This is a genomic window from Pedobacter psychrodurus (genome assembly GCF_032678585.1).
GTDB lineage: Bacteria > Bacteroidota > Bacteroidia > Sphingobacteriales > Sphingobacteriaceae > Pedobacter > Pedobacter psychrodurus_A.
The window spans coordinates 160,666-177,443 of record NZ_JAVTSN010000004.1 but is presented as its reverse complement, the minus strand read 5'-3'; the positions used below and the strand labels follow the sequence as shown (position 1 = coordinate 177,443).

Annotated in this window: 12 protein-coding genes; 10 read left to right on the top strand and 2 right to left on the bottom strand. The window is 41.3% G+C overall.

Annotated features, from left to right (window positions below; translation table 11 throughout):
* Nucleotides 1–701 precede the first annotated feature (701 nt).
* The 4 genes from R2S57_RS04240 (at nt 702) to R2S57_RS04225 (ending at nt 6,421) form a co-directional block, all read left to right on the top strand.
* Entirely contained in the window at nt 702–1,583 is an 882-nt protein-coding gene (locus R2S57_RS04240) for a hypothetical protein (RefSeq protein WP_316843865.1), read from the top strand.
* Between the two features lie 307 nt (nt 1,584–1,890).
* Nucleotides 1,891–4,953 (top strand): beta-L-arabinofuranosidase domain-containing protein, encoded by a 3,063-nt coding sequence (locus R2S57_RS04235; RefSeq protein WP_316843864.1) that lies wholly within the window; start codon nt 1,891–1,893, stop codon nt 4,951–4,953.
* Between the two features lie 214 nt (nt 4,954–5,167).
* Nucleotides 5,168–5,449 carry a hypothetical protein gene (locus R2S57_RS04230; protein ID WP_316843863.1) on the top strand — a complete coding sequence of 94 codons (282 nt, stop codon included), beginning with the start codon at nt 5,168–5,170 and terminating at the stop codon, nt 5,447–5,449.
* Nucleotides 5,450–5,599: 150 nt separating this feature from the next.
* Nucleotides 5,600–6,421, top strand: coding sequence for a universal stress protein (locus tag R2S57_RS04225; protein ID WP_316843862.1), 822 nt, complete (start codon nt 5,600–5,602; stop codon nt 6,419–6,421).
* A 142-nt stretch (nt 6,422–6,563) separates the two neighbouring features.
* Here R2S57_RS04225 and R2S57_RS04220 read toward each other — a convergent pair whose 3' ends face one another.
* Nucleotides 6,564–8,177, bottom strand: a complete 1,614-nt coding sequence (locus R2S57_RS04220; protein ID WP_316843861.1) for a DUF6377 domain-containing protein — start codon at nt 8,175–8,177, stop codon at nt 6,564–6,566.
* A 794-nt stretch (nt 8,178–8,971) separates the two neighbouring features.
* On the opposite strand from R2S57_RS04220, the gene R2S57_RS04215 reads away from it, so the two are divergent.
* The 6 genes from R2S57_RS04215 to R2S57_RS04190 all read left to right on the top strand — a co-directional run bounded on the left by R2S57_RS04215 (nt 8,972) and on the right by R2S57_RS04190 (nt 15,731).
* Complete coding sequence (locus R2S57_RS04215; protein ID WP_316843860.1) at nt 8,972–11,959, top strand: SusC/RagA family TonB-linked outer membrane protein; 2,988 nt, start codon at nt 8,972–8,974, stop codon at nt 11,957–11,959.
* A gap of 10 nt (nt 11,960–11,969) precedes the next feature.
* Nucleotides 11,970–13,703, top strand: coding sequence for a RagB/SusD family nutrient uptake outer membrane protein (locus tag R2S57_RS04210; RefSeq protein WP_316843859.1), 1,734 nt, complete (start codon nt 11,970–11,972; stop codon nt 13,701–13,703).
* Between the two features lie 165 nt (nt 13,704–13,868).
* Nucleotides 13,869–14,408 (top strand): sigma-70 family RNA polymerase sigma factor, encoded by a 540-nt coding sequence (locus R2S57_RS04205; RefSeq protein ID WP_316843858.1) that lies wholly within the window; start codon nt 13,869–13,871, stop codon nt 14,406–14,408.
* Nucleotides 14,401–14,661, top strand: coding sequence for a hypothetical protein (locus tag R2S57_RS04200; RefSeq protein ID WP_316843857.1), 261 nt, complete (start codon nt 14,401–14,403; stop codon nt 14,659–14,661). The genes R2S57_RS04205 and R2S57_RS04200 overlap by 8 nt, the downstream gene beginning before the upstream one ends.
* A gap of 2 nt (nt 14,662–14,663) precedes the next feature.
* Nucleotides 14,664–15,350: an ATP-dependent Clp protease proteolytic subunit gene (locus R2S57_RS04195; protein WP_316843856.1), complete on the top strand. Its 687-nt coding sequence runs from the start codon at nt 14,664–14,666 to the stop codon at nt 15,348–15,350.
* Nucleotides 15,351–15,362: 12 nt separating this feature from the next.
* A complete protein-coding gene (locus R2S57_RS04190; RefSeq protein WP_316843855.1) occupies nt 15,363–15,731 on the top strand; it encodes a nuclear transport factor 2 family protein in 369 nt (122 codons plus the stop codon).
* A gap of 73 nt (nt 15,732–15,804) precedes the next feature.
* On the opposite strand, the gene R2S57_RS04185 is transcribed toward R2S57_RS04190, so the two are convergent.
* On the bottom strand, nt 15,805–16,584 hold the full coding sequence (locus R2S57_RS04185; RefSeq protein ID WP_316843854.1) for a hypothetical protein: 780 nt from the start codon (nt 16,582–16,584) through the stop codon (nt 15,805–15,807).
* Nucleotides 16,585–16,778: the final 194 nt, after the last annotated feature.

Here is a 16,778-nt window from a genome sequence, read left to right as displayed (position 1 = left end):
ATCTTTTTCAATGCAATAATTACATTCCGCATTTGATTGGTATAAAGTATCCTTGCCAGACCATTACGGGCAAAAAACATACTTTTGGCTTTTGATTAATAAGCAGACTTAACAAAATACAAAAATTGACTGGGTGAGCATCCGGATTAGCAATCAGCATAGATAAAACAATATCATGCTCATCGCCAACCAAATAAAAAAACTATTTTAGCAAAAATTAAAATTTAATTGGACAAATTACTTTAGCAAAAGGAGAAGCAAGGCCAATACAACAGCGATTAAAAAGACAGCAGTGAGGGGTTTCAACTTGAGTTTAAGCAATTTTCATCATCCTATCAAACCGAAATATAAGCCATTATAATCAGCATTACGATATGAGCCAAAATCTAAAAAAGTTTCTCCTAAAATGTGTTTTCGCACTTGCACTAATACACCTCGCGTATTTTATATATGGATATTTTAAGTTTGTTGGATTAAAAGAAGTAGATATTTACACAGAGTTTTATCGTTTCAAGTTTTACGACGACGTATCCATTTCTCACTTCTTTGTAACCGGCTTATTTCTACTAACCGTTCTTATTTTACTGATACGGAATCATTCCAGGCAACGGTATAGCGCTCAAAATTTGATTAAAATCGGGGCTGTTCTGCTACCGATAGTATTTTTGTCTTTAACATTCTTTATCAGTTATAGTTTCGGGATGAATGCTAAACTTAAGCAAGAATTATCCGGGAAAAATTTCAATGTGGATAAAACACTGTTAAATGTTTTAAATCCCTTTTTATACCCTTACAACTCCTATAAATCGGAAACATTGTTTAATGTGACCAATATTCTATACCCAAAACCCTATCCGGTAATGGAGGTAAAGGATACTGTTTTCTACGATCCGGCAAATAAGGAGTATTTTAGTTTGCAAACTACATATTACAGCATCGACACCTTAAAAATGCTTACCTCAGACTATGAAAAGTTAAAAAGCGCGACCAACCCTGTGTCTGAGCTGTTTGGCTTTGATGAGAAAGAATTACAGAAAAGAATCATATTAAAAACGACTAGAAAGGACAGTACTGAAATTATATTTAAAGGATCTGAAGTCAATCCGCTCTATGATGATAACATCTGCATTTTTCTCGAAAACAATAGATTGATCAGCCCCATTAACGATCAAACTGTAGCAAAACAACAGCGACAAAATGCTATTGAACGATATCAGCTCCTTTATAAATTAAATAAAGATTCTTTACTTCAGTCCTTTAAAAAGCTAGATACACTGCTAAAAAAATACAACATAGAATCTTCGATTAATCCGGCAGCCCTCACCAAGGATGTCTTTTATTTTCGGGATAAAAACCAGGAACAGCTAAACGATATCAGGAATAACTTCGATCGTAATGCATTGGTTGAAAAAATTAACACCTTGAACCGATTATTTTATCAGCCAGGATACTTTCATTCATCTATCAGAGAGATTTTTTTTATCGTGCTATTTTCGACCTGGCTTTTTGGATTTGTAATTTTTGTGTTCGCCAATTTTATACGGAAACCGAAACATTCTGAGCCTAAGCCAATAAATCAGTAAAATTCCATTGACTAAAAACAGGTCTGATTTTAACCAATAATATATATTATTGACAATAAACATGCGCTTAATCGGTTAACCATGCCAAAGTCTGATGATCATTTATTCATCGTCAACGCTAAAAACAGCCAAAATTCAAGAAGACGTCCGGGTATTAGTCTGTTAATATTTAGTTCTTATCAGGTAAAAAATGAATCATCAACACGTCTCTGTTTTTGATAAATTTACGGAGGATTTCTAAAGAAGAAAGCATCCCTGAAATTTGGCAATGTTTCCAACCGCGTGCGGCACATCTCATGTAATACATATGAAAAGCTATACCCTATTCTTACGCATTTTACTGCCCCTTAACCTTTTCTTTGCAGGCCTTAACCATGCGAATGCCCAAAATGGCGATCAAATCCTCGATGGAATCGGTGAAACAAGCCTTAATGCACGTTACATGTTTAATGGAGATTTAAAAGATGGGTCAAGAAATAACCTGCATGCCAAAGCATCTGGGCCAGGCATAAGCTTCATTAACGACGAACGGTTTGGCAAAGTACTTTCCCTATCTGCAAAAGACGATGCATTTTTAACACTTCCTGCCGGGGTGCTGAACGACATGGAATCACTGAGCATTTCAGGATGGCTTTATCTAAGGTCAAAACAACCTGATCAATATTTTTTCGACTTCGGGAACGATGCAGGAAAGCAGATCTATGTTGCTCCTGCCGGAACAAAAATGCAAGCAGGACTGGAAATTGCGGCGGCTAGCCAAAAAGGAGAAAAAAAAACAGCCATATCCTCAGCCATAACACTTAACAAGTGGGTATACCTCTCTATCGTTGTCGACATGCCGTCAAGATCAATCACGGGCTATGTTGATGGCAAACCTATTGCCACAGCTGAAGATATTCCCTCTGGGCTCACGGCACTCTTTGGAGGTGCAGCAAAACCTTATTTATATATTGGCAGAGCACATTCAACTACGGAGCCAACGCTTGATGCGATGATCCACGATCTTCGTATTTACAGGGTTGCCCTTAACAGCACCCAGATTACGGGCATTTACAAAAATGCACAGAAAGGAAACAATGGTGCCTCAGTAAATACAACTGCCAAGCGAGTAGATGATCTGCAACGTTTTGAACCTGATCATCCCCAGCTTTATAATCAATACCTTCTTAAAGTGAGCGATGTGGAAGTGTTGACCGAAACAGGAAACCTTCCCCGTTTACCCAGTCATGTTACCGGGCAATATAAAGCTGGTTTAAAAGGCCCGATGGTTAGGGTGATCTGGCCATCAGCTACAGATAATGCCAGCGTAACTAAGCCAGGCCGCTATACCATTACCGGAAGCGTGCCTGGAACCGATCTTAAACCAAAAGCGCTTATTACCGTCAGTCAGGCTAAACCTGAAAGCCTTCCTGCTATTAAGTTGGCTGCATTTTCTTTGAGCCAGGTAAGCTTAAAAAATGATGCACACAACCATCAGACCAAGTTCATCGAAAACCGCAATAAGTTTATTGATACACTCGCCAAATCCGACCCCAATTCATTTCTATTTATGTTCCGACATGCCTTTGGCCAAAAACAGCCTAAAGGGGCCAGGCCACTTGGTGTTTGGGACAGCGAAGATACCAAATTAAGGGGGCATGCCACAGGGCATTATCTCAGCGCGATCGCGCAAGCATACGCCAGTACGGGATATGATCCGGTGCTACAGGCAAATTTTGAAAAAAAAATGGAATACATGGTGAATTGTCTTTATGATCTTTCCATGTTATCGGGCAAACCCGAAAAAGCCGGAGGCGTATATGTATCTGATCCGACTGCTGTGCCATTTGGACCTGGAAAAGCTGATTTTGATTCCGACCTGAGCGGATCAGGCATCAGGAATGATTATTGGAACTGGGGCAAGGGATTTATAAGTGCCTACCCGCCAGACCAGTTCATCATGCTCGAAAAGGGCGCTAAATACGGAGGGCAAAAAAATCAGATTTGGGCGCCCTACTATACCCTTCATAAAATCCTCGCCGGACTGATTGATGTGTATGAGGTTAGTGGCAACAAAAAAGCGTTAAACGTGGCCACTGGCATGGCCGACTGGGTATATGCACGCCTGAATCAGCTGCCACAAGAGACCCTGATTAAAATGTGGAATACCTATATCGCGGGGGAGTTTGGAGGGATGAACGAGTCTATGGCCCATTTATACCAGATTACCGGCAAGACTGAATACCTGAAAACAGCCCAGTTGTTTGACAACATTAAGGTATTCTACGGTGATACCCAACATTCGAGTGGACTGGCAAAAAATGTAGACTCTTTCCGCGGCTTACATGCCAATCAACATATACCGCAGATTGTGGGCAGTATAGAAATGTACCGTGTATCGGGAAAACCAGAATATTACAAGGTGGCCGATAATTTCTGGCATAAGGCAACAGATGATTACATGTACAGTATCGGCGGCGTTGCTGGCGCCCGTAACCCTGCCAATGCCGAATGTTTTATCAGTCAGCCTTCCACTATTTATGAGAACGGTTTTTCAGAAGGTGGTCAGAATGAAACATGTGCGACATACAACATGCTTAAATTAACAGGAGACCTGTTTCTCTTTGATCAGCGTGCCGAGCTGATGGATTATTACGAACGTGGCCTTTACAACCACATCCTGGCTTCAGTAGCCGAGCATAGCCCGGCCAATACCTACCATGTTCCACTCAGACCGGGATCGGTTAAACAGTTCGGTAATGCAGACATGACAGGTTTTACCTGTTGCAATGGTACCGCAATTGAAAGCAGTACCAAATTGCAAAATTCAATTTATTTTAGAGATAAGGACAACTCATCTCTTTATGTCAATCTATATGTACCATCGGTTCTCGACTGGACAGAAAAAAAGATTAAAGTGGAGCAGACCACAGATTTTCCGAACGAGGACGAGACGAGGCTAAAAATAAGTGGCAGTGGAAGCTTCGACGTCAATGTACGCGTGCCAGGATGGGCAACCAATGGATTCTTTGTTAAAATTAACGGCAGGACAGAAAAAACCCAGGCAAAGCCAGGAAGCTACCTCAAAATCAGCCGCCAATGGAAAGACGGCGATATTATTGAACTCAAAATGCCATTCGGATTCCATCTTGACCCTGTAATGGACCAGCAGAACATCGCCAGTTTATTTTATGGCCCCGTGCTGCTGGCTGCGCAGGAGCCTTCTGCAAGAAAGGATTGGCGCAAAGTTACCCTGGAGGCGGGAGATATCGGAAAAACGATTCAAGGTGACCCAAAGCTTTTGGAATTTACGATAGATGGAATACTTTATAAACCCTTCTATCAAACCTATGGAAGACACTCTGTCTACCTGAATGTTACCCTGAAATAAAAGAAAACAGCACAACCCATCAGCTATAAGACTGATGGGTTTTTTCGGATAAAATAAGGGAAGCATTTTATATTCATCAGAACAAAAGAGTAACTGGGGTCACATGTAGCGTATTTCTTGCTGAATTGGTGGTGCGAAAAAAAATTAAAAGAAGATCAAAAATTTTAATTTAGCCGTAAAACTAATTATCCCTATTTTTCGTTTATGGCATTATATGAGCACATACACTATTCAAGAGCAGTTTAATCAATACCTCGATCTGCTTAATAAAATCCATAACCTTGGACACGACATCGACGCGTCGATCAATGAAGTAGAAATAAAAGACATTGAGGCTAAAAGGACCACGCTAAAACAACGGTTACAGATGGTTACCAAAAACCTGGTGCTGTCTCTTAAAGAGATGGACAGTAAATACCCGATCCATAACTACCTCGGAAACCAGACCACCTACCTTTTTGTCGAAAACAATAAGCTTGTGTTTGAATATCATTAAAATAAAAACTTTCTGTCATGCTCCTTTTCTAGTTGAAAACGCCACCGTTAATATAAAAGGTGCCACGGATACCTAAAAAACATTATTACATAGCCGTAACAATTGATTTGATATTTGCAGTTAATTTCAACTGTTAAACCAAATCAGATTATGGAAACCATACTGGCCGCAACCGATTACTCCAAGCTAGCAGAAAATGCAGTCCATTATGCCGCAGGGGCAGCCCGCATGAGCGGGTACCGCTTAATCCTATTAAACGATTTTTCTGTTTCCCTGCATGCCGGCAATACCCGTCTCTCGGCCGAAACATTCGAAGAACTCATCGACGAAAATAAGTTACTCCTTGAATCAAAAGCATTATTACTTTCTGATCAATATGGGATAGAAGTAATAGCAGAGGCCACGTTTTCATTTATTGACCATGCCATCAGGGAAGTAGTGGAAAGATATCAGCCCAAAGCGATCGTGATGGGAATGGAAGAAAAATCTCTAGAACAGGAACTTTTAGGAAACACAACCACATTCATCATCAAAAAAATACAGACCCCTGTGCTGGCTGTTCCTGCCTGCGCGCGCTTTACTGTGCCAAAAAAAGTAATTTTTGCATGCGATGTTCTGAATGGTGTGTCTGAACAGGTACTGGCCCAGATTAAAAATATAGCTGTGATTACCAAAGCCGAAATAGAAGTTTTGATCATTAATGAAACAGTGCAGGAACTGAAAGATTTAAGTGCAGGTACAAACGCATTAAACCGTATCGACGAGGGGCTTGAAGGCATCGATTATTATTACAAAAATGTGAGATCAGATTCCATTATAAAAGGGATTGCCAGCGAGGTAAAAACCTCAGGTGCTGATCTGCTGATCATGGTACCTGAAAAACATGGGTTCTGGGGCTCGGTGGTACACCGCAGCAAAACACGAATCATGGCATCAGGCCTGCATATCCCCTTGCTTTCCATTCCTATTTAATTTTATCGCTGAGATACTGGCAGCCTGAACAGATCGCTCCAATGCTTAATTAGTATATATGTCTTGTGGCCTGAAATGAAAGCTTTTTTTAATGGATATTATTATGCTCATTTTTAGCGTTTCTGGATATAATAATATCCATTTAAACTGCTTTTACCAACATCATGATCTTATCGAACTCCTCTCCAGGAACCAGTGCCTTGGCCTTTATGCGCATTTTGTATACATATATCGTGTTAACAGAATATTCTAAAATGGTTGCTATCGCTTCGTTATCATTTATTCCGAGCCTGATCAGTGCAAATATCCGGAGGTCTGTATTTAACAGCTCTGGCGCTTTGGGCCATATCTGGTCTTCCTCCTTTAACAGGGAGTTGAATACCGTTATAAAATTAGGGAAGATGCTCATGAATACCCTATCGAAAGTATTGAAAAGGATTTCACGCTCTCTTTTGATATCAATATCATTTAAGTCGGGAAGGATCTCGCCAAAACGTTTTGCGAGGATTTTGCGTTCCACATTTTTTTTCAATCGATCCAATTTCAATATGTACCCTGAAATCACATCAAAAAAGTAGCCGATGTATTTTTCGTTCACGGTAGCAAATTCCCTCAGTTTATCATTGATATTCAACAACTGATCGTTAATCTGATTCAATTCTTTGTTTTTCTCCTTGATCACCTGGTCCTGGATCTTGAGCTTCCGGAGCTGGATAAAAATCATAAACAACACCAGCGCGATGACAACACTAACCAACGAAATGGAAATAAAATAGGTCAGAAATTTATTCTTCTCGCGTTGAGTAGCCATATTTACCTTTGCGGCGATATCAGGCAAAAGAGATTCAATTTTGAGCTTCCGCAAACGGTTACCATAAAAACCGGCATCATCTCTGGATTGCTGGATAAAATGATAAGCATTATCCACGTCTCCATGTTTAAAAAGATCTTCGGCCAAAAGCAATGTGGCCAGTGTTTCTTTTGTGGACGACCGGATATCACTGATCGCTGATTCGGCAAGTAACCAGATCCTTTGCTCATTTTGATCATCCCTTTGGTAAAAAGCCGCCAGACCTGTTAATAACCTTGCGCGATTATGCTCCGAGAGCTTATGTTTTTTTAAAAGTTCCAGAAAATATTTTGGCGGTTTGTCTGTTTCGCCAGCCACCACCTGCCGGTTGCCCATTGTAAAAAGCAGATCGACAGAATTGGGCGCACAAAAGGCAATGGCAGAATCTATGTAACTTATTGCCTTTTCATTATATGATTTTGTAAAGTTCTCATCGCTGTTGTATATAGCAAGATTGGAGTAAGCACCAGACTTCAGCGCATAATATGCGTATTGAAATCCCCTATCAAGCAGTGTCGCATCTATTTCCCCGAGATAATCAAAAGTTTCCTTAAACATACCTGCGTGCAACAACAGGGAGGCGAGTTTAACCTTGCTTTCATTTTGTTTTACCCGGTTGCGGAGTTTAAAACTGAGATCGAGCATTTTCTTCCCATAGAAATAGGCAGAATCGAATTTATAGTACTCATATTCGTCAAACAGTTTCAGATAGGTATCGAACAACTCATTAGGTTTACGCCTTATATCTGTTCTGAGTTTTTGGATCCTGCTAAGTTTTCGTTCATCATATTCCTTCTTTTTCGATATTTCCATTTTTAGCTTAGCCAGCACACTATCCTTCTTTGCCGAAGAATAAGTGTTAAGACTGAAAGTCAACAGGAATATGTTAAGTATAAAAAATTTCATTTTAGGGGAATGGCTTTTATCCAAAATTATAACAATTTATAATCCGAGAATCAAAAAATCAAATTATCCGTTCATCCACTGAGCTTATAGTGCGCCTAAACATTGCGGAAACAAACCTAAAATAGCTGGCACAACGACTGTTTGGTTTAGTTATATTCCTTAAAAAAACAACTGTTTAACCATGATACCGAGCTCAAGTTAGTCAGATTGGCAGTGGGATACTGAAAAAAAACGCAAATCTGGATCTCATCATATTTACGCTGAGGTTATTTACGGTATAAACAGGCCAATTAGGTTTATATTTTCGCTAAGCACACATATTGCAAGACATTTAATATCAAATAATTACAAATAAAAAAAAGCTTTTTTCCTTATACATTTTACTGCATTCCTCTTCAGGCTATACACCCATGAAAGGCAATTGATAATTTAGTTCTTTCTACCTGGACCGGATAATCCGGTCCTGATCAGAACTATCATTTAACCAAATTAAATACATTTCCTCCGGCCAGAGTTTATCCCGAAAGCTTGATCAGGCAGATCCTTTAAGCTTCGTGAGCTTCCAATTGAACCGTAAGGAGATGCATGATGCATTATGAGCAAAAACAAACCACCTTAAGATTAACAAGGTATCCGCCTGCCAGGTATTACACCGCACTATCAAGCTTTACCTGATTACGATTTGTATTTGTAAAGGAGCATTGCGTGTCAACTTACCTGGTTTTTATAAGTCTGCTTTACCTCAGGCTTTTTGAAAAACTAAACTAACAATAACCAATTTAACATTTGATTACATGTACAGGAAATTTTTACTGTTGCTAGGGGTATGCTCATTTTTGTGTGTACTCGCATTTTCAGCAAATGCACAAACCAAAATCCTATCCGGAACGGTAACCGATATAACCGACAATTCGACACTTCCAGGAGTGAATATAACGGATAACACCAAATCATCAACGGCAACCACAAATGCCAAGGGAATGTATTCCATTACCATTCCCACAAGTGCTAAAACCGTTACATTTTCATTCATTGGTTACAGTTCCAAAACATTGCCGGTTCCGGCAGAAAATACGCTCAACGTAACATTAAGTTCGGCTTCTAACACCCTGGATGAAGTTGTTGTGGTGAGTGTAGGTTATGGAACGCTTGATAAACGGGAAGTATCGAGTGCCATTACGCACGTTTCATCGAAAGATCTGCTTGCTGTTGCTTCAAACAATCCGCTGATGTCGCTTCAGGGAAAAGTGCCGGGATTGAATATCACCAATACAGCTGGCGCTGATCCAAATTCGAGCCCGAGTATCCAGCTTCGTGGTGTTTCTTCCCGTAACGCAGGATTGGGTCCGCTTTACGTGATAAACGGCGTACCTGGCGGAAACATCGACAACATTAACCAGAACGACATTGAGAGTATCGATGTGTTAAAAGGAGGTGCTGCCTCTGCAATTTATGGTACAAGGGGAAGTAATGGGGTAATTATCATTACCACTAAAAGAGGAAGCTCACAATCGAGAATGTTCTATGATGGATACGCCAGTTTTGACTACCTGACTAACCGTTTAGAGAACCTGAGCGCAGATGAGTTTATCGCAAACCGCGTACAGAACAAACAGGGACAGGATTATAAAGCAAAAACCAATTGGCTGGATGAGGTTACCAATTCTCCTGCTTTTGCACAAAAACATACCGTTCAATTTTCGGGAGGCTCTGCAAAAACAAATTATTTTGCCTCAGGAGATTACCGTGATGCCAATGGCATTGACTTGCGGGCCCATAAGCGCGAATATGGAGCCAGATTAACGATAAACCATACAACCGATAACAATATGTTTGTTGCTTCACTCAGCGTAGCACCAAGGATGATGAAGACAAATAACGCTGATCAGGGAAATTTCAACAATGCACTCACACTCAACCCCACTTATCCCATCTTCGATAGTGCAGGAAAATATAACTATATCAATACAGGCTTTTTTTCAAGCAATCCTGTTGAAAATGCAAACCTGATCAGATCAGAGGGTGAAATAAAGGAACTGGATATGAATGGATCCCTAAAAATGAACATCCTTTCCAACTTGAGTACTACGGTAACGATATCAGAAATTAGCCGTTCACTAAAGAATCTGGATTTTTCTCCGTCCACTCTTTCATCAATTGTTCACGACAATAAGACCACACAGACGAATTTCGGCAAGCAGGAACAACAGGAAAATGATCAGAAAAATCTCGAATGGATTGGAAACTATGCATTAGATTTCGGAAAAAATCATTTTAAAGTACTTGGAGGTTACTCTTATTCGCTTTACAATTACAAACAGTTTTCTGCCCAGAACTACGATTTTCCGTTTGATACCTACGAATGGAACAATTTGGGTTCAGGCCTTTACAATGGTGGCGCTGCAGGCCAGGGCCAATCGGCAGTAGGTTCTACACAGAACGGCTCTACGCTTATTTCTTTTTTTGGCAGGGTAAATTACGATTTCAACAACCGTTATATCCTTACAGCCAGTTTACGCCGTGAGGGTTCATCAAAATTTGGCACCAATAATAAGTGGGGAAACTTCCCTGCAGTATCTGCCGCATGGCGACTATCGGAAGAAACTTTTATCAAAGACAAACTTCCCTGGGTTAACGAATTGAAAATCAGGGCTGATTATGGGATAACAGGAAATCAGGATTTCGACAATTACAAGTCCCTTTTGTTATATGGCGGTGCAGGATATTTTCCATACAATGGTCAGTATTACCAGGTGTATGGGCCATCTTCTAATGTTAATCCAGACCTGAGCTGGGAGAAATCAGTAAATTTTAACGTTGGTTTAGACTTTTCGATCCTAAAAAACCGCATTAGCGGTTCCCTTGATTACTATATCAGAACCAATAAGGATCTATTGGCCGACTATAGCGTACCTGTACCCCCAAATCCTCAGGGAAGAACCTTTGCCAATGTTGGTACTATGAAAAATTACGGTATTGAGTTTGCCCTTAGCGGAGAGGTGATTAAACAGGATGATTTTGGTTACAATATTAACCTTGCCTTTTCTTATAACCGCAATAAATTCATTTCTTTTTCAAATGAACTTTATAATGGCGGTACTTTTCAGGATGTTGCCGCACTTCCTGCCCCAGGCTCCCCAGGTAATATCCAACGCATACAGGAAGGCCGTAGTATAGGTGAATTCTACACCCTCCGCTCAGCTGGTGTAAGCGATGCTGGTGCATTATTGGTATACAAAAAAGACGGTTCCATTGTTCAGGCAAATCTTGCCTCCGAGGGTGATAAACAGTTTGTAGGTAACGGACTACCAAAATTTATCGCATCGATGGGCAATACCTTCCGCTATAAACGTTTCGATCTGAGTGTTTTTCTCCGCGGTACCTTCGGATACAAAATATTTAATACTTCTGCCTTTTACCTCGGTACGCCATCCAGCCAGACGGATGCAAATGTGTTAAAATCTGCTTATGACAGCAGTAGCAAATATTCGCTTTTAAAAAGCGGTGCAACAACGTCGATCGCCTCGGACTACTTTCTTGAAAACGGGTCGTTTCTAAAAATCGACAATGTTTCGCTCGGTTACCGGCAGCCACTTAAAACGAAATACCTCAATTCGTTGAAGATTTATGCTACCGGACGGAACCTGCATACTTTCACCAAATTTAAAGGTGGTGATCCGGATCTTATCCAGGTAAACGGGCTAACGCCAGGCGTAAACACTTCTCTTAATTATTATCCTTCCACACTTCAGCTGATTTTTGGCTTACAGGTAACATTTTAAAACTGGAAAAATGAAAAATTACAAATTATTTATCGCCGGCATCCTATCATGTTTTATGATCGTTGCAGGATGTACAAAACTAGACGAACAGGTATATGACCAGGTTGATGCGGCCAACTTTCTTACCCGCAGGGACGATGTGATCAGGGATTTTCTTCGTCCATTTGAACATGCCTACTGGAGCATACAGGGGAACGATGTATATGCAGCTGGTGAAAACGCTACAGATGAAATTGGTACTTACAACCGCCAGGGCGACTGGCAGGATGGCGGGTACTATCAGCGGATGCATTACCATACCTGGACACCTGAAGATGGTTTTACCAACGGGGCCTGGAGAAATTTTTACCAGGGCATTGTGCTCTCTACCAACTCCCTCCAGGATATGGAAGGCATAACCGATCCAGCCAAACTTAATGTTACGGTTGAAGAACTGAACGATTTTAAGGCAGAACTCAGAACCCTAAGGGCATGGTTTTACCTTCGGGCATTTGATTTTTACCGGAATATTGAAATTGTAAAGGATGTAAAAAATACCACCCAGGGTGGCGAGCAAGCTTCTCCACAGGAAACTTTTACCTATATCGAATCGGAATTAAAAGCAGCAATCCCTTTTCTTCCCACCCGCGAACAACTTGGCGCAAATGGCATAGGCCGCTGGACCAAAGCAGCAGCAGCAACCTTGCTTTCGCGCCTTTACCTTAATGCCAAAGTGTATATCGGTACGGATAGGTACAGCGATTGTGAAACCGTCTGCCGTGATATCATCAGTGGCAAATACGGCGCTTATACCCTGGATACCCGTTGGGACGCACCCTTCGATTATACTAATAAAACACTGAACTCGGAGGTGATCTACGGATTTCCGGGCACCCTAGCCAGAACACACTGGCAATATGATGGGGGAATGTTTTTCTGGGGAATGACTTATGATGCCGCTACGCTTTATTGCGGATTTACGGATCTGGGCAAATCGAATCCACGGTATGCCCTTCAGCCTGGTCGTGATGTGGATAGCGTAGAATATACCCATGTTTTGGGAAAACCCTTTGTAAAATTCCAGAAGTATCCTGATGATCTGCGCCTGAAAAAATACAAAAACCTTGGCGACAGTAAACGCGAGGGGATGTTCTTATATGGTTATCTTCCGTATACGGCAACTGTTAATGGTACGCCAAAGGCAGATACGGTAAGGGGAAATAAAGGACCATACGCGCTTTTTATCCGCGATCAGGTGGGCTTTTTCCTGGATGCCAAACCAGGCACCAGGATTGCAGATAAGGAATCTAACATGAACCATGCAGATCACAATTCGGGTATTTTTCTGGTTAAATATCCTTTCTACCCCACTCCAGACCCCAATCGTGTTACCTCTGCATATGCAGAAATCAGGCTGTCTGAAGTCTACTATACGCTTGCCGAGTGCCGTTACCGTAGTGGCGACAAAGCTGGGGCAGCAGGTTACCTGAACCAGGTAAGACAGCGGAACTACCCTGCTGGCTCACCAAGTTTATATACTCCAGGTGGCGAGCAGCTTACCGATCAGGAAATGCTGGATGAATGGGGAAGGGAATTTATTGGCGAAAACCGCCGCAGAACCGATCTGATCCGCTGGGGTGTTTTTAACAAGGGGACATGGTGGGATAAAAAACCAGATGCCGATAACCATACAGAGATCTTTCCATTGGGAAGGGATATCCTTAGTTTAAATTCTAAATTAAAACAGAATCCAGGATATAATTAAATAGTATAAAATTTGGTTTAGTTAGGGGTGTTTCCGGTAAAAGGGAAGCACCTTTTTTATTCTTGTTTACTAATCAGGATTGAATAAATGGAGAATTAATAAAAAAAATGCAATTTCATGGGTGATATTTCATCCATATCATACACCTAGTAATAAACAATCACGATGGCAGAGGATCACAACAGATTATTAAAGGTTGAAGCACGCGAGGCATTTTTTATGGCACTTTATAAAAAGGCTTTTTCTCCTGTTGCCCATTATGTGGCACGGATGGGCGGTAGCCTGGAAGAAGCGCAGGATATTTTTCAGGACACCCTGGTGATCTATTACGAAAAAGTATTGTCGGCAGAAACCGCAACCATTACTAACGAAAAAGCCTATCTGTTAGGCATTGCAAAAAAACTATGGTTGCAGCACTATAAAGTAAGCCATAAAAACCAGCCCTTAAACGATTTTGATGCGGAAGTTGTAACCGATGAACAACTTGCCAGCGGCAAAATACTCCATTACCTGGAAACTGCCGGTAAGCGGTGCATGGAATTGCTACAAGCTTTTTATTACGACCATTTACCGGTTGGTAAGCTCGCCAGCCATTTTGGTTATTCAGGTACACATTCGGCAACCGTGGCGAAATATAAATGCCTGGAGAAAGTTAGGGAAACTGTTAAACAAAACTCATTAAACTATGCGGACTTCATTGAATAACATCAAAAAGATAGAGGATTACCTATTGGGCTGCACCGCACCGGAAGAAGCGTTTTTGTTTGAGGCGAATATGCTATTGGATACAGGTTTGGCAGATGATGTAGCCCAACAGCGCATCACTTATGAAGTGATTAAACAATATAGCCGTAAAAAAATAAAGGCAGAAATCATCGCCGCACAAGAAAAGTTAACTGCTGTACCAGAGTATCAGGATTTTATACAGCGCATCACCAACCTATTTAAAAAGTATTAGCCATGAACGTAAACCGTAACGAATTCAGAAAATATGCAGTGAAACACCATCGGATAGGTAGTCAGTATGTGGATAGGTTTATCAACCGTTCGATAAGCCTCCCAAAAAGCATGACCCCTTACATTACTGAGGAGCGCCAGCTGAACGTGGCACAAATGGATGTTTTCTCGCGGTTGATGATGGACCGGATTATATTTTTGGGCGAACCTGTTGCCGACCGGATGGCCAACATCATTCAGGCGCAGTTGCTTTTTCTGCAGTCGGTAGATGCGAAAAAAGACATTCAGCTTTATATCAACTCGCCGGGAGGTGATGTGTATTCGGGTATGGGCATTTATGATACCATGCAACTGATTACACCTGATGTAGGCACCATTTGTATTGGGATGGCTTTTTCGATGAGCGCTGTTTTGCTCTGCGCAGGCAAGGCTGGAAAACGTGCTGCCCTGCAACATTCGCGGGTGATGATCCATCAGCCTTCGGGCGGAGTCCAGGGGGTTTCAGCCGATATCGAGATCACGGCGCAACAGGTGATAAAGGTGAGGCAAGACCTGTATAACATCATCGCGAAACACAGTGGCCAGAGTTATGATTGGGTACACCGGGCATCCGACAGGGATTACTGGATGACGGGCCCTGAAGCCAAAGCACATGGTATCGTAGATGAGGTATTGGGTGATACGGATTAACTATAACGGAATATGATGAATGAAGAAAAAATGCATAGCAATGAGGTTTTAATTAAAAATGCATATACTGCTTTTAACGCAAGAGATATTGAAGCGATACTCCATGTGATGCATCCCGAGGTTAAATGGTCGAAGGCATGGGAAGGCGACTATGCCATCGGACATGAAGACGTTAGTGCTTATTGGACACGGCAGTGGAAAGAGATTAACCCAATTGTTACTCCCCTTGGCATACAGGAAAGAGCAGATGGAATCTTCGAAGTTGAAGTACATCAACTGGTAAAGGATTTGGAAGGCAATATTTTATTTGATGGCAAAGTAAAACATATCTATACCATCAATGATCACCTGTTGCAGCAGATGGATATTGAATTAAACTAAGGGTTACTATCCTTAGGCTGCCCAATTTCAGATCAAATGTGTTCGCCCAACGCATAGCTAATTGATTAGATTGTTATTCCGAAAAAACCACTGTCGGGTCTATATCTTTGAACAGATAAGGTTTGTGGTCGGGCAATGTATCATGGCTAATTGTTGATGGCATATCTTCTTTCATCGTATTGATATCCTCAACGGTTACCTTGCTGTTAAAAACATCATATTCGACCCTGGTTTGTTGCCCGGCGCCAACATTATAGGTTTCCATATAGGCAAGCACCAGCTCATGATTAATAAAGCGGTACCTGGTTTCGCGGTTACCAACCGGGCCACTGCCGAAGGTGGAGATGATTAAATTTCTTTTTTGATCGATCTTGATATCTTCACTATCATATTGCTGATAATCGCCATTGATATAGGCTGCACCGATGGCCTGCCAGGAAGCAGCATATAAATGGTATCCCCCTTCGGGCTGCTTTAATAAAACCAAGGTAGGCCGTAAATCGGTACTATCGGTTTTGTTCTGAAGCACCAAAACCACATCTTCCAGCTCATCATCATCCAAAAAACCCTTTGCATCCATCGCAATTTCATAGGTTCCGGTTACAAAATCTTCAACTTTGTTTCCACTTTGTGGAAATTCGACATCTGGCATAGCTTTGGGCCCGTCGGTTTTGGGTAGTGATGTTACTTCAGGTGTATCTACAACTGCCTGAACAACACTATCGGGATGACTGATTGCGGCCTGCTGAGGTTTCATGCCCGCACCAAACCAATGTAACTTATAAACAAACACCATGGCGAGCACAAGCACAGCCGCTAAAACGGCAACAATAATTTTGGTCTGTTTCTTCATAAGTTATCTGTTTTTTTGATCAGGTCTATTGGTTTAAACCGTAAACAGCAATAAATGTTGATGAAATTATTCAATTTTCCTTTCAAACGGATATTATTTTTTGATCAAACCGGATTTTCAATTTCCGATTAACTGGCATAAGCCAAGGCATTAACTGTAAAATCAATTCTAATCCTTATTTTTGAGCATCCGTT

What these genes read in the sequence shown, in the direction of transcription:
- R2S57_RS04240 (WP_316843865.1), top strand. Translation starts at nt 702, where the DNA reads ATGAATGCTAAACTTAAGCAAGAATTATCCGGGAAAAATTTCAATGTG.
- R2S57_RS04235 (WP_316843864.1), top strand. Translation starts at nt 1,891, where the DNA reads ATGAAAAGCTATACCCTATTCTTACGCATTTTACTGCCCCTTAACCTT.
- R2S57_RS04230 (WP_316843863.1), top strand. Translation starts at nt 5,168, where the DNA reads ATGAGCACATACACTATTCAAGAGCAGTTTAATCAATACCTCGATCTG.
- R2S57_RS04225 (WP_316843862.1), top strand. Translation starts at nt 5,600, where the DNA reads ATGGAAACCATACTGGCCGCAACCGATTACTCCAAGCTAGCAGAAAAT.
- R2S57_RS04220 (WP_316843861.1), bottom strand. Translation starts at nt 8,177, where the DNA reads ATGAAATTTTTTATACTTAACATATTCCTGTTGACTTTCAGTCTTAAC.
- R2S57_RS04215 (WP_316843860.1), top strand. Translation starts at nt 8,972, where the DNA reads ATGTACAGGAAATTTTTACTGTTGCTAGGGGTATGCTCATTTTTGTGT.
- R2S57_RS04210 (WP_316843859.1), top strand. Translation starts at nt 11,970, where the DNA reads ATGAAAAATTACAAATTATTTATCGCCGGCATCCTATCATGTTTTATG.
- R2S57_RS04205 (WP_316843858.1), top strand. Translation starts at nt 13,869, where the DNA reads ATGGCAGAGGATCACAACAGATTATTAAAGGTTGAAGCACGCGAGGCA.
- R2S57_RS04195 (WP_316843856.1), top strand. Translation starts at nt 14,664, where the DNA reads ATGAACGTAAACCGTAACGAATTCAGAAAATATGCAGTGAAACACCAT.
- R2S57_RS04190 (WP_316843855.1), top strand. Translation starts at nt 15,363, where the DNA reads ATGATGAATGAAGAAAAAATGCATAGCAATGAGGTTTTAATTAAAAAT.
- R2S57_RS04185 (WP_316843854.1), bottom strand. Translation starts at nt 16,584, where the DNA reads ATGAAGAAACAGACCAAAATTATTGTTGCCGTTTTAGCGGCTGTGCTT.